Here is a 12,992-nt window from a genome sequence, read left to right as displayed (position 1 = left end):
AAATGCTTGTGATGGAACAGAATCTTCTCTATTGGAATCTTGTTTATGAGCTTGTTGCCAAGCATAATTTTCATATTTTACAGATCGATCAAGCTGGAGAAGTGTGGCTTGAATCTCCGCGTAATATTAATGGGGCAATCGTCCGCTTACGGCGCATTGACTTAGATTGGGCGAATTGGTTAAGCCGTGACGTTGAACTGGCAAGTCAACAAATGAAGCGGGTGAAAGGAAGTCAAATTGGCAGAAAAGTAAAACTGCTGAATGTCTATGTGAGCTCTTATCCACCTGTTGATAGCTATGAGCATGTCTTTAATGAATCTAATTTAACAAATATTCTTATCGAACATGAAAATCGTGAAGAACGCATTGCTTATATTTTTCAAAAATTAGAACTTACCCAGCCAGACAATATGAGTTCTTGGTATATGGGGGATGAGAACACGGTATTAATGATTCGTGATTCATTAGTACGTAAGCAAGAAAGTCAGCACCGGCAAGCACGGCAGATGTTTACACATGGTAAACCAATTATAACGTATCTGCTTATTGCGATTAACTTGCTTATGTTTGGACTCTTGGAGTTTTCTGGAGGAAGCACGAACCCTGCAACATTAATTCAGTACGGAGCAAAATATAATCCGAAAATTCTTGAGGGAGAATGGTGGCGTCTTATTACGCCAATGTTCTTGCATATCGGCTTTTTTCATTTATTTATGAATACGCTTGCGTTATTTTATCTCGGGACAGCTGTTGAGAGAATTTATGGCAGTGTTCGGTTTTTATTTATCTATTTTATTGCAGCAGTTGCTGGCGGGGTAGTTAGTTTTGCGCTTCAAGCTGAATTATCAGCGGGGGCCTCTGGAGCAATTTTCGGTTGTTTTGGTGCCCTGTTATATTTTGGTGTCGTCCATCCTAACTTGTTTTTCCGGACAATGGGAATGAACGTCATCTTCGTCCTAGGGATTAACTTAGTATTTGGTTTTACAGTGCCGATGATTGATAACAGTGCACATATCGGTGGCCTTGTCGGAGGCTTTCTTGCATCTGCGGTTGTATCACTGCCTAATGTTCGCAAAGCTGGTCGCTCGAGCCTGGCAGTTGTGCTGCTTTCGGCGTTAGGAGTGGGGTTTGTTTGGTATGGGATGACGAATCCAGTTGGTGCCACTGATCCGCTTGTGACGGGACAAACTGCACAACAGATGCTGCAAGAGGGGGATTATGAGCAAGCCTATGAGGAGCTTGTTCATTACATGGAAGAAAACGAGGACACTCCAGCAGAAATTCTCTTCCTACGTTCATTTGCAGAAATTAAGCTGAACAAATATGATGACGCTAAACAGCATTTACATCAAGTTATCGAGAAAAAGTCGAATTTCCATGAAGCTTATTATAATCTTGCGTTGTTGTACGCAGAAGAGAATGACCTTGCCAAAGCAAAAGAAATGGCGCAAAAAGCAGTTAAGCTTGCGCCAGATGAACAGAAATATCAAGAGCTAATGAACCAGCTGCAATCCTCATGAGAAGTATTGAATCAGCTGCGTTGGGTTGCCGTTTGTATCTTCAATTAAGACAATTAAATGTGTATCACCAAATAAAATAAGTGGGATGGTGCTTCCGAGCGGACTAACGGTGGTGCCATCCTCTTTTTTGATACCGAGATAGTAGTTTTTGTAAAGTCCTTCCCAGAGCTGGCCGAGAATCCGTGCAGATTCTTCTTCTGTTTTACCTGGTAACGGCTTTTCACTGTATGCAGGTAAGCTTGTCAGTGGAATGAGCTTATATTTTTTAACGGGAATGTTGTAATAGTCAATTAAACGTGTCCAGCTGTATTTTAATGCTTGTTCTGTTGCACGGTCTAAGGTTGCTTTCCATTCCTTTTCTTCCGGTGTTTTTGCTTGCTTAAATGACTCAAGCGGGTGTAGAGGTGAATCAATGACATAGATTTGGTCACTGCTCATGACCTGTTGGCTCTTTATAACGTCATCTGGATAATGAATTTCTGCATGGTGTAGAGAAATAGCACTTAAATGACTGCTGTCTTCACCTTTTATTTTCTTTTTTTGGTGTAGAGTGGTCGTATCTTCAACCCATTTCCCCATTGTATCAATTAAAATGCCGTCCGAATAAACAAGTCCAATGTCTTGGCGAAGATAAGCCTTCTTATTGGATTCCGAATCAATCGTCCACTTCACAACATATTCATCATTATCCTTCTCATCCAATAAGGAAAGCTTTGTTTCTGCTGTAGTAAATGATGCTGTCTTATCGAGCGGAAAAAAAGTAATCGTTTCTTTAACCTGTGGAGTTGATGTATAAAAATAGATAAAGAAAGCTGCTGCTAAACTTGCAGCAATCACTAAAAGGAGACGCCGCTTCTTCACTCTTTCCACCTCTTTTGGACAATCCTGTTATTTCACTCTATGTCGCCAATAAACAGCTTATGAGTATGAAATTTCTCTAAGTGGTACATGATGGAAATTAGGATTGTCAGGAGGTGCCCTATGACTCGAAATACAAAGGAAGTTCCTGTGAATAAAAAGATAGAAGAAAATGTTGACTATTTAAAAGAACGCCTTGGAGTCGATAAAAGCTTTGATGTCATTTACCTTGACTTAGAATATGCAGGTCGAAAGATGGCTATGTTCCTTGTGGATGGTTTTGCAAAAGATGACATTCTTCATTATTTAATGAAGCTGTTATCACGGCTTCAGCCGCATGAATTAGAGCCAGACCCATTGGACAGTCTCTTAAAAACCCATCTCTCCTATGTGGAAGTTGAAAAAGTGAAGGATTTGGAAAAGGTCGTCGATGGTGTGCTTGCAGGACCGACAGCACTTGTCGTTGATGGGCTTGAGCATGTTATTCTTATCGATGCGCGTACATATCCTGTCCGTGGACCGTCTGAGCCTGATACGGAGCGGGTAGTTCGCGGAGCGCGTGATGGTTTTGTAGAAACGATCGTCTTTAATACAGCACTAACTAGACGACGTATTCGTGACCGTTCATTACGAATGGAATATATGCAAATTGGACGGCGTTCGAAAACAGATATTTGTGTTAGTTACTTAGAAGATGTAGCCGACCCAGAGCTTGTGAAGCATATTAAAGATTCTTTGAAAAAGATCGATACTGATGGTTTGCCGATGGGTGAAAAAACAGTGGAAGAATTTCTGTTTGGCCACCACTGGAACCCGTATCCGCTTGTCAGGTATACCGAACGTCCAGACACAGCAGCCTCACATCTTTATGAAGGGCATGTCATTATTATGGTTGATGGTTCACCAAGCGTGTTAATTACCCCAACAACATTTTGGCACCATCTACAGCACGCCGAAGAGTATCGGCAAAAACCATTTGTTGGAGCTTATTTGCGGTTAGTGCGAATCTTTGCGGTAATGATTTCGCTGTTTGTCTTGCCGTTATGGTATTTATTTGCAGTTGAGCCTCAACTACTTCCGAAGAGCTTTAAATATATCGGACCGACCGAAATGGGAGAAGTGCCCTTGTTGGCACAGTTCTTTATTATTGAAGTAGGGATAGATATGCTAAGAATGGCTGCTATTCATACGCCGTCTTCATTAGCGACAGCACTCGGGCTTGTGGCAGCATTAATGATTGGTCAAGTTGCCGTAGAAGTTGGGTTATTTTCAAATGAAGTTGTGCTTTATTTAGCAATCGCCGCAATCGGCACATTTGCCACACCTAGCTATGAGATGAGCTTAGCTAATCGTTTAATGAGGCTGATGCTATTAATTATAACCGGACTGTTTGGTGTAATCGGCTTTGTCGGCGGCATTACGTTTTGGATTGTCATGCTAACAAGAATGCGTTCGCTTCATACGCCATACCTATGGCCGTTTATTCCTTTTTCATATAGGGCGATGCGTGATGTACTTGTTCGCGCTCCAATGCCGCTTAAGAATCGCCGTCCGCGCTTTTTAGATCCAAAAGACCCAGATCGTTAAACGGAAAGCTCCTCATTGAAGGGGCTTTTTTGTTTCTGTAAGAACAGGTTGAGTGTGATATAATATTTTCACGAAAATGAATGAAAAAGGTTGGGGTTACGGTGAGAACCATTTATGATATTCAGCAATTTTTGAAGCGTTTTGGAACGTTTATATATGTTGGCGATCGCTTAGCTGATTTAGAATTAATGGAACAGGAGATGCGTGAACTGTTTCAGTCACAATTAATGGATACGAAAGATTATCAGATGGCGATGCTGCTATTAAGGCAAGAGATTGCAAAAGAACGAGATAAACAACTGGCAAAGGATGAAGCGAAATGAGTGAGAAGTGGCTTGTTGGTATCGACTTAGGCGGTACATCAATAAAATTAGCATTCATCACACTAGATGGGGAGCTCGTACATAAATGGCATATTCCGACTAATACCTCGGATGGCGGCCGTAACATCACATCTGATATTGCCTCATCTATAAAAGAACAGCTTAGTGTTTGCGGGGGACATCAAGAGTATTTGCAAGGGATCGGTATGGGCGCTCCGGCTTTTATTGAAATGGCAACAGGCTATGTCTATCATGCAGTTAATATTGGCTGGAGAGAATATGCGCTGAAAGAAGAGTTAGAAGCAGCAACTGGTTTGCCGGCTGTTATTGACAATGATGCGAATGTAGCAGCGATTGGTGAAATGTGGAAAGGTGCAGGTGATGGTTCAGACCAGCTTCTTTGCGTGACGCTTGGCACAGGTGTCGGAGGAGGCATCATCATTAATGGTGAGATTGTCCACGGTATTAATGGGATGGCTGGTGAAATTGGTCATATTACAGTTGAAACGGAGAATGGAGCACCTTGTAACTGCGGAAAGACAGGCTGTTTAGAAACTGTTGCTTCTGCAACTGGAATCGTCCGGCTTGCTCGTCAAGCAGCTGTACAAAACAGTAAGAGTATCTTGAGAGATGTTGAAACATTAACAGCAAAGGATGTATTTGAAGTAGCTGAAAAAGGAGATACAGCAGCTATACAGGTCATTGAGCGAGTGACGCATGACCTCGGATTAGCGCTTGCAAATCTCTCAAATGCGATTAATCCAGAAAAAATTGTACTCGGAGGTGGCGTTTCCAAAGCAGGCAACAATCTATTAAAGCACCTGCGGAAAGCGTTTGAAAAGTATGCCTTACCACGTGTAAGTGAAGGGGCGGACTTAGAAATTGCTACACTTGGTAATGATGCGGGCGTTATTGGTGCAGCATGGCTTGTCAAAACAAAGATTTTATCAGAGTAACAGCCATCTTTTCCCTCACAGTAGCATAGATATATAATAGTCTGTCGTTGTGAGGAGGGGTGAGATGAAAGTTCGTGTGAGGCAAGGAGATTCCTTCTGGTATTACAGCCAGTTGTTTCAAATACCGCTAACGCTGGTAATAGATTCAAATTCTAACGTCCAGCCAGACCGTTTGTTTATTGGTCAATATGTAAGTATTCCAGGGTATGTGATTAATAATTATCGCTTCAAGCGCGGGGACAGCTTCTACAAGGTTGCAAGAGAAAGAGGGCTAAATACAGACGCGTTATTGTTGATCAATCAAGGGTTAAATCCACAGAATATTCCGGTTGGAACGCTCATAAACGTGCCACAACGTGTAACGCGTCCAGTTGTAAATGGAAATCGTCCGTATGACGTGTCGACATATATGAATGAATTAAATCAGTTACTTGAGATCTATCCGTTTATCAAAAAGACATCAATCGGGGAAACGGTGCTCGGCAATACAATTCAAGAGCTGCGAATTGGTACAGGTGCAAAGCGGGTGCATTGGAACGGCTCTTTTCACGCAAACGAGTGGATTACGACTCCTGTTATTATGACATTTTTGAATGACTATTTGTTAGCATTAACAAACCAATCGTCTATTCGAGGCTTGCAGATGGCTCCTTTTTATTCTCAGGTGACACTGTCTGTTGTACCGATGGTCAACCCAGATGGTGTCGATCTCGTTTTAAATGGCCCTCCTGAAAAAGAGCCATATAAAACGAATGTCGTAACGATTAACAATGGAAGTCTTGATTTTTCAGATTGGAAGGCAAACATTCGCGGCGTCGACCTAAATAACCAATTCCCTGTAATGTGGGAAATCGAAAAAGAACGTAAACCAAAGCAGCCTGCACCGCGTGATTACCCTGGTGAACGCCCGCTTTCCGAAGCTGAATCGCTTGCGATGGCAAATTTAACAAGAAAAAGGGACTTTACTTGGGTGCTTGCTTTTCATACACAAGGCGAGGTGATTTACTGGGGATTTGAAAACCGCGAACCTCCTTATGCTGAAACAATCGTCGAGGAATTTGAACGAGTTAGTGGTTACGAACCAATTATGACTGTAGAAAGCTATGCCGGCTACAAAGACTGGTTCATCTATGAATGGGGGAGACCAGGCTATACCGTCGAGCTAGGTAAAGGAGTCAATCCACTGCCGCTTTCACAATTCGATGAAATTTATCAGGAATCACTTGGAATTTTTTTAGCAAGTTTATATATGTAGAAGAGTGGAGACGAAACACAAACTTTCTCATAGAGAGGCGAAAAAAGCATCCTTTCCTCAGTTAAACATAGCACCCATCTTGGGGTGTTTTTTTATTTTGTTTAGTATTGCTTTACAACGCCTCAGCCCTCATAATCGTACTAAGGAGTAGAGGTTGAGGTGAAGAGAGTGTTTCGTTTTTTCTTAATAAGTCTTGGGTTATTGATGCTTGTTGGCTGCACCTCGCCGGACGACGCACAAAGTGCGCCACGGAGTAAAAAAATAACAGTGATGAAAGAGGCAGTAACAGGCACCTTTTTCTCAAACCAAACGGTGATGCCATACGAAGCGGTGATGGAAAATTTTCAATCATTTGTCGAGTGGTTTGATACCGATACGGTTCTGTTTTTAACGCAGCAGGATGAAACAAGCCGAATTTATAAATACGATTTATTCACAGGGAAGAAAGCGTTATTTTATTCTTCCAAAGCACCTATCACACAAGTTGACAGTAATTATTCACATTCCTATTTTGCAATTCAAACAGTGCATCGAAATCAAGAGAAGTCGTTAATTGTGTTAAATGACAAAGGAAAAGAAGCGTTTTCGTGGCGGGGTTTTGCAGAAGGACTGCAAACGATTTGGAATCCTTATCAGCAAGAGAAAGTGTTAGTCAGTATGATTTTGAAGGATTGGCAGTTTTCTGTATATGAAACAGATGTGCAAACTGGGCATATGGCTGAACTAAATGTTGCGAATCCGTTTGTGCAATGGGTAAATAGACAGACGCTTGCTTATTTGAATTGGAATCAGCAGGAACCAGACTTTTCAGCCCCGCTTTATTTAGTTGATATTCCGACGCAACAAGAAACAAAAGCGTTGGAAAATGTATATGCTGCTTTTTCTTTTTCTGGTGTGATGCTTGCCATTTCGGCAGATGGGCCAAAGCAGCAATTTGTTGACTTTACTTTTTATCAATCGGAGAGCTTTCAGCCTGTGGCTTCATTAAAAGCACCTGTTCTGCAGACCTTTTCTGAACAAATGTGGATACCACAGCATGTTTATGATCGTACAGAACGCACTTTTTATTATATGAAAGCAACATATCCTGGCGATATTAGCAGCTATGACGGAAAGTTTGAATTAACTTCTTTTTCGCTTGAAGATGAACAAGAGAAAAAAGTTCGAGAATTTGAGCGGAATGTGCCGCTAAAAATTTCACCAGGTGGAACGTGGTGTCTTATTGGTAACCGGTATGAAGAAATTATTAATTTAAAAACAGGGAAAGTGTTTTCATTGTTGTTATAAGCTTATTGAGCATTGGATGATTCCAATGCTTTTTTTCGTGGAAAGAGCTTGTAGGAATGTCATAGCTGTTAATATATATTAAGATAAAAGGAGAAAAGCTAATCGAATCCCGATAATTTGGAGTTGGATATATGAGTGAAATAATTTTTGAAGTCAATCAGCTTTCAACAGATTGGCTGAAAGAACTGAGCTTTACAGTGGAACGTGGTGATTTTGTAACAATTATTGGTCCATCTGGTGCTGGTAAAAGCAGTTTGCTTTATTTATTAAACCGCTTGAAAGACCCAAAAGAAGGGACAATTTTTTATAAGGGGAAAAATGTAACAGGTTATCCTGTTCGTGAGCTTCGTAAGGAAGTTGGAATGGTTTTTCAACAGGCAAACCTCTTTCCTGGTACAGTAGAGGAAAATATTCTCTATGGCCCAATTTTACATAAAGAAGCGTTAGAGGGAGTAGCGGAGGAGCTACTTGAAGTTGTGCAGCTTCCGAAAAGTTATCTACAACGAGATGTTGATGACTTATCAGGTGGTGAGAAACAGCGTGTAGCCTTCGCGCGCACGCTTGCTAATAAGCCGTCTGTTCTACTGTTAGATGAACCGACAAGTGCACTTGATTTACGTACGATCGATGCAATTGAAGATTTTCTTGTAGGTCTTATAGAAAAAGAGCAGAAGACATTATTGATGGTGACGCATAATGTTGAACAGGCGAAGCGTCTCGGCACAAAAACGATTTTTATGCAAGGTGGAAAGCTTATTGAAATGAATGATACGCATTCATTATTTACAAAGCCGCAAACGGCAAACCTAAAGGAATTTCTAAAGGGGGAAGGCGCATGACTCCTTCCATTTCAAATACTTCAATGGCATTTCTCGTCTTTTTCGTTTTTATTCCGATGCTTTTGTCGTATTTGTATGCATTGAAGGTAGAAAAAGAAATCATTTGGGCTTCGATTCGTGGAAGTGTACAGCTGTTTGCCATTGGTTATGTGCTTACATATTTGTTTTCACTTCCCCCAGGGTATGGCATTTCGATGATGCTATTTGTGATGATTACCGTTGCTGTACTAAATGCGTCTAAGCGGGGCGAAGGCTTGCCACAGGTACGGCTCAAAGCCTTTCTAACTTTGTTTTCAATTGAAGCACTTGTCTTGTCGATGTGGCTCATATTTGATATGGTTTCCTTTCAAGCTGAAGAAGTAATCCCGATGAGTGGAATGGTAATTGGAAATAGCATGGTCGCTATTGGACTTGCTTTAGAACGGCTGAAAAATGAATTTACTGAAGGAAAAGGGCGTATTCTTGCAGCATTATCGCTAGGTGCATCACCGAAAGACGCATCAAAGATTATCGTGCGAAAAACATTACGTGCTGCGATGCTTCCCAATATTGATGGGTTGAAAACAATCGGACTTGTGCAGTTGCCTGGTATGATGACAGGACTTATTCTTGGCGGTGTCAGTCCGATTGATGCCATTCGCTATCAGCTCGTTATTTCACTTAGCATCTTTTCATCTGTCACGTTAAGTGCGATGTTCATTACCGGGATGATGTATCAAAGCTTCTTCAATAAGGATATACAATTGCTAGAGCATGATGAATAAGGTACTATTTTTGCGAAAAGAGGGAGGGAAAAAGATGGCAATTGTCGATGTAACCGTTATTCCAATCGGTACAGAAGGGCCAAGCGTCAGCAGTTATGTAGCCGATATTCAGAAGGTCTTAGAGCGTTATAAGCAAGGTGGAAAAATTAATTATCAGCTCACTCCGATGAACACGTTAATAGAAGGTGAGCTTGCTGATTTATTTGAAGTTGTGCAGGCGATTCATGAAGTTCCGTTTGAAAGTGGAATCCAGCGCGTTGCAACAAACTTACGGATTGACGACCGCCGTGATATCAAGCGTTCGATGAATGAGAAGCTTGATAGTGTGAAGAAGCATTTAGAAAATGAAAAATAAGCTTATAATGAACGAAAAAAGCCATTCAAACTGGATGTTTGAATGGCTTTTTGCATTTCATAAGGATTAGTGAGCAGTCGGAACACCGTGACCGTTTAAGATCGCGATGAATGTCATCACAGTAAACCAGCCGAATACGAGAGTTGTTCCACCTGCGAAAAGAATAGCAAGCCCATTTTTTCGGCTAAGTGAACGTAATGTTCCTACTGCAGCCAAAAGAGTGACTAATGTAAAAATAATAACAAGACCCATGAAACGCATACCTCCTTACCGTTAATCGTTAAAAAATTCCACGATACAAGGCATATGTCTATTCGATCCAAGTATGTAAAAAGACATAAATGCACCTGTCATCATTTTAATGTTTTTTCTCAACTTTGTCGAGGTGTAAAAATGACACTTCTATGTCATAAGCCTCCGCATAGCCCTCTATTAACAGTTTATCTTTCTTGTCAATGAAGAATACCTTTGTGTTATCAATCTTAGCTGAAGCAACCAAATCTTCTTCAATTTGATATAATGCCATTTCCTTTTGCTCGTCCTTACCGTTAATAATTTTAAAAGCTGCCACTAAATCGGCGAAAAAATAAGCATCTGTCCTGCTCATTATTGCGTAATCAGTTGTAATTTGCGTAGACTGCGGGTAGCTGACATGGGCAATAGGGTGAAGGTCGACAAATTGTTCCAGTGTCTCGAAATAAGCTTGTAAAACATCTGCTTCATCCTTCGTTTGCACAAAATAGAAACCATCTACAGCGTCAACAAGTGTAACAAGCTCATCAAGTATGTCTCTTGCTGTCTGAAGTTCGGTTTCTTCTATTGTTGTTTCAACTGCAAACATGTATTGTTTCCTCCTAGATAATTTTCATTTGTATAGGTGTTTGGTATACTGTGGTAGGAAATTCACGTTTTACAATGATCGTGATAATGTAAGTGTAGGAGAATCTACTACAAACTGCAATGGAGGTAATAATAATGAAATGGGAGCAACTTCCATTAGGTCCGCTACAAACTAATGCTTATATTGTGTGGAATGATAATAATGAAGCTGTCGTAATTGATCCAGGCGGCGAAGCGGAGAAGTTATTTCAATGGTTAGACGAGCGAAGCTTACAGGTGAAGGCTGTGCTATTGACGCATGCCCACTTTGACCATATTGGGGCCGTGGACGAGGTTCGCGAACGTTTTAATGTACCGGTCTACTTGCACAAAAATGAAAAAGATTGGTTAATGGATCCCGCTTCAAATGGCTCGGAATTCTTCCTATTAAGTAAGTCAATTACCGCAAAGCCAGCTGATCAATTATTTGAAGGTGAACAAGCCCTTACGATCAGCTCATTTGAATTTGAAGTGTTAGAAACACCTGGTCATTCTCCAGGTAGTGTGTCGTTTTATGTAAAAGACGCCAATGTTGTATTTGCTGGTGATACATTGTTTGCTCGTAGTATCGGACGTACAGATTTACCAGGCGGTTCTCATAAGGTACTGATTGATAGTATTCATGATAAATTGTTATCACTTCCGGAGTCTACTACTGTTGCACCAGGTCATGGACCGACAACAACTGTACAATCTGAAATGGATGGCAACCCCTTTTTACATGGATTTTAAGACAGAAAAAAGCCGCATGCTTGCGGCTTTTTTTAAAAAACAAACCAAAAAGAGCCATCCTCATATAGAGAATGGCCTTTGGGGGTATGTTAATTGTTCAAATGGGATGGGGGATAATTAAAAGCTATGTTTATAATATATAATGGAATTACCACTATGTCAATGGTGAAAAGGGGGAATTTTTAAAAAATGTTAGATATTTTGCGAGAGAAAATAAAAGCATCAAAAAACAACTGCATTTCATATGCAGAGTACATGGAAACCGCCTTGTATCACCCGGTTAAAGGCTATTATATGAAGGAAAAGCAAAAGCTTGGCAAGGGTGGTGATTTTTATACGAGCATGCATGTGCATGATGTATTCGCCAAAATGTTTGCTAAGCTGTTTGCAAAGTTTTTTGCGTTAACTGATATGCCGCCTGTGATATGTGAAGCAGGAGGTGGAGACGGACGGTTCGCCCATGCCGTAATAACAGCATGGGAGGAGCAATCATCGAAGCCGTTGACCTACTGTATAATTGAGACAAGTCCTTATCATCGTAAGCTTCAGGAGGCACAGCTTAAATGCTTTCAACACGTTCACATTTATGCAAGCTTAGAAGAAGCAAAAACCGATAAAAGGGTCTTGAATGGTGTGTTTTTTTCAAATGAATTATTTGATGCATTGCCTGTACACGTTGTACAAAAGGTGAACGGAGAACTGAATGAAGTATTTGTCACACTAGAAGATGAGCAGCTAAAAGAAGTAATGATTCCTTGTACAAATCAACAGATTCTTAATTGGATAGCAAAGCATCTATTTGAATTAGAAGAAGGGCAGCGCCTTGAAATCCCGCTTATGATGAAAGAGATCATGCAGGATTATGCAGAATGGTTTGATGAGGTACTCATATTAACGGTGGATTATGGCTATTTAACTGAGGAATGGAAGCATCCAGCGAGGCGGAAAGGAAGCTTAAGAGGTTATTATCAACATCAGCAGATTGAAGATTTGCTGCAATATCCAGGAGAAATGGATATGACGACACATGTGCATTTTGATGCTTTAATTGATATTGGAGTAGAAGAACAATTGGAGATGTTGGGAATGATGAGTCAAGCTGAGTTTTTGTTGAAGGCAGGCATCTTATATGAGCTGCAGGCCCATCAAGACCCAAATCCATTTTCAGAGGTTAGTCGAAGAAACCGAGCAATACGATCATTTATTACAAGTGACGGTATGGGCTCTGCCTTTCATGTTGTGATGCAGAAGAAAGGTTTGCCGTTTCTTAAGGTGGAAGATTTGCTCGAAGTAGGAGAGCAATGGCGTTGAACAAAATAAAAAAGACGATGAATACAAATTCATCGTCTTTTTTATTTCGATGCAGCTCGCTTTTTTCTTAGTGACCGCCCATTCCTGGAACCATTTGGAATGTTGAGTAGTAAGTGAAGCCTACGAAGAAGATCGTAAGGAATGCACCAAAGATGTACAAGTAAGTACGTTCAGATAATTTTAAGAATCCAACTGCTAAGAAGAAACCTGTAATACCGACAAACAGCAAAGCAGTTTGCTTCATCTCACCTAGGAAGAACATGATTGAGAAAATTGCTGTCCAGAAAGCCATTACGCGGTACATATTCTGCATTATGTATTCCCTC

Annotated in this window: 15 protein-coding genes; 11 read left to right on the top strand and 4 right to left on the bottom strand. The window is 40.8% G+C overall.

From position 1 onward, the window contains the following. Positions 1-2 precede the first annotated feature (2 nt). Positions 3-1,520 (top strand): rhomboid family intramembrane serine protease, encoded by a 1,518-nt coding sequence (locus LC040_10745; protein WLR49786.1) that lies wholly within the window; start codon positions 3-5, stop codon positions 1,518-1,520. On the opposite strand, the gene LC040_10740 is transcribed toward LC040_10745, so the two are convergent. Then, entirely contained in the window at positions 1,515-2,381 is an 867-nt protein-coding gene (locus tag LC040_10740) for a hypothetical protein (GenBank protein WLR49785.1), read from the bottom strand. The two genes, LC040_10745 and LC040_10740, sit on opposite strands and share 6 nt — an antisense overlap. 120 nt (positions 2,382-2,501) lie before the next feature. Here LC040_10740 and LC040_10735 point away from each other — a divergent pair, with 120 nt between their 5' ends. From LC040_10735 to LC040_10700, 8 genes are all read left to right on the top strand, one after another. Further along, positions 2,502-3,965 (top strand): spore germination protein, encoded by a 1,464-nt coding sequence (locus tag LC040_10735; protein ID WLR49784.1) that lies wholly within the window; start codon positions 2,502-2,504, stop codon positions 3,963-3,965. 101 nt (positions 3,966-4,066) lie between these two features. After that, positions 4,067-4,288, top strand: coding sequence for a YqgQ family protein (locus LC040_10730; GenBank protein ID WLR49783.1), 222 nt, complete (start codon positions 4,067-4,069; stop codon positions 4,286-4,288). Then, entirely contained in the window at positions 4,285-5,244 is a 960-nt protein-coding gene (locus LC040_10725; protein ID WLR49782.1) for an ROK family glucokinase, read from the top strand. The genes LC040_10730 and LC040_10725 overlap by 4 nt, the downstream gene beginning before the upstream one ends. A 64-nt stretch (positions 5,245-5,308) precedes the next feature. Beyond that, complete coding sequence (locus LC040_10720) at positions 5,309-6,499, top strand: M14 family metallopeptidase (GenBank protein ID WLR49781.1); 1,191 nt, start codon at positions 5,309-5,311, stop codon at positions 6,497-6,499. 159 nt (positions 6,500-6,658) lie between these two features. Next, on the top strand, positions 6,659-7,786 hold the full coding sequence (locus tag LC040_10715; GenBank protein ID WLR49780.1) for a hypothetical protein: 1,128 nt from the start codon (positions 6,659-6,661) through the stop codon (positions 7,784-7,786). A 131-nt stretch (positions 7,787-7,917) separates the two neighbouring features. After that, on the top strand, positions 7,918-8,625 hold the full coding sequence (locus tag LC040_10710; protein ID WLR49779.1) for a phosphate ABC transporter ATP-binding protein: 708 nt from the start codon (positions 7,918-7,920) through the stop codon (positions 8,623-8,625). Beyond that, entirely contained in the window at positions 8,622-9,389 is a 768-nt protein-coding gene (gene fetB, locus LC040_10705; protein ID WLR49778.1) for an iron export ABC transporter permease subunit FetB, read from the top strand. Before LC040_10710 ends, fetB begins: the two co-directional genes overlap by 4 nt. Before the next feature lie 34 nt (positions 9,390-9,423). Continuing rightward, positions 9,424-9,744 (top strand): MTH1187 family thiamine-binding protein, encoded by a 321-nt coding sequence (locus LC040_10700; protein WLR49777.1) that lies wholly within the window; start codon positions 9,424-9,426, stop codon positions 9,742-9,744. A 66-nt stretch (positions 9,745-9,810) separates the two neighbouring features. Here LC040_10700 and LC040_10695 read toward each other — a convergent pair whose 3' ends face one another. Then, positions 9,811-9,996: a DUF2759 domain-containing protein gene (locus LC040_10695; GenBank protein WLR49776.1), complete on the bottom strand. Its 186-nt coding sequence runs from the start codon at positions 9,994-9,996 to the stop codon at positions 9,811-9,813. Between the two features lie 106 nt (positions 9,997-10,102). Further along, the gene (locus LC040_10690; GenBank protein WLR49775.1) at positions 10,103-10,585 is read right to left on the bottom strand and encodes a hypothetical protein; all 483 of its coding nucleotides are present in this window, start codon (positions 10,583-10,585) and stop codon (positions 10,103-10,105) included. A gap of 134 nt (positions 10,586-10,719) precedes the next feature. On the opposite strand from LC040_10690, the gene LC040_10685 reads away from it, so the two are divergent. Continuing rightward, positions 10,720-11,355, top strand: a complete 636-nt coding sequence (locus LC040_10685) for an MBL fold metallo-hydrolase (GenBank protein WLR49774.1) — start codon at positions 10,720-10,722, stop codon at positions 11,353-11,355. Positions 11,356-11,544: 189 nt separating this feature from the next. Further along, positions 11,545-12,666 carry an SAM-dependent methyltransferase gene (locus tag LC040_10680; GenBank protein ID WLR49773.1) on the top strand — a complete coding sequence of 374 codons (1,122 nt, stop codon included), beginning with the start codon at positions 11,545-11,547 and terminating at the stop codon, positions 12,664-12,666. A 67-nt stretch (positions 12,667-12,733) separates the two neighbouring features. Here LC040_10680 and LC040_10675 read toward each other — a convergent pair whose 3' ends face one another. Beyond that, a complete protein-coding gene (locus LC040_10675; protein WLR49772.1) occupies positions 12,734-12,979 on the bottom strand; it encodes a DUF2626 family protein in 246 nt (81 codons plus the stop codon). Positions 12,980-12,992: the final 13 nt, after the last annotated feature.

This window comes from Bacillus tianshenii (assembly GCA_020524525.2).
In the GTDB taxonomy this organism is placed as follows: domain Bacteria; phylum Bacillota; class Bacilli; order Bacillales; family Bacillaceae_N; genus Bacillus_AV.
This window is presented reverse-complemented; position numbering and strand designations above follow the sequence as displayed.

Coding starts and splice junctions, on each gene's coding strand:
- LC040_10680 (WLR49773.1), top strand. CDS start 11,545: ATGTTAGATATTTTGCGAGAGAAAATAAAAGCATCAAAAAACAACTGC.
- LC040_10685 (WLR49774.1), top strand. CDS start 10,720: ATGAAATGGGAGCAACTTCCATTAGGTCCGCTACAAACTAATGCTTAT.
- LC040_10725 (WLR49782.1), top strand. CDS start 4,285: ATGAGTGAGAAGTGGCTTGTTGGTATCGACTTAGGCGGTACATCAATA.
- LC040_10700 (WLR49777.1), top strand. CDS start 9,424: ATGGCAATTGTCGATGTAACCGTTATTCCAATCGGTACAGAAGGGCCA.
- LC040_10745 (WLR49786.1), top strand. CDS start 3: ATGCTTGTGATGGAACAGAATCTTCTCTATTGGAATCTTGTTTATGAG.
- LC040_10720 (WLR49781.1), top strand. CDS start 5,309: ATGAAAGTTCGTGTGAGGCAAGGAGATTCCTTCTGGTATTACAGCCAG.
- LC040_10690 (WLR49775.1), bottom strand. CDS start 10,585: ATGTTTGCAGTTGAAACAACAATAGAAGAAACCGAACTTCAGACAGCA.
- LC040_10675 (WLR49772.1), bottom strand. CDS start 12,979: ATGCAGAATATGTACCGCGTAATGGCTTTCTGGACAGCAATTTTCTCA.
- fetB (WLR49778.1), top strand. CDS start 8,622: ATGACTCCTTCCATTTCAAATACTTCAATGGCATTTCTCGTCTTTTTC.
- LC040_10735 (WLR49784.1), top strand. CDS start 2,502: ATGACTCGAAATACAAAGGAAGTTCCTGTGAATAAAAAGATAGAAGAA.
- LC040_10710 (WLR49779.1), top strand. CDS start 7,918: ATGAGTGAAATAATTTTTGAAGTCAATCAGCTTTCAACAGATTGGCTG.
- LC040_10695 (WLR49776.1), bottom strand. CDS start 9,996: ATGGGTCTTGTTATTATTTTTACATTAGTCACTCTTTTGGCTGCAGTA.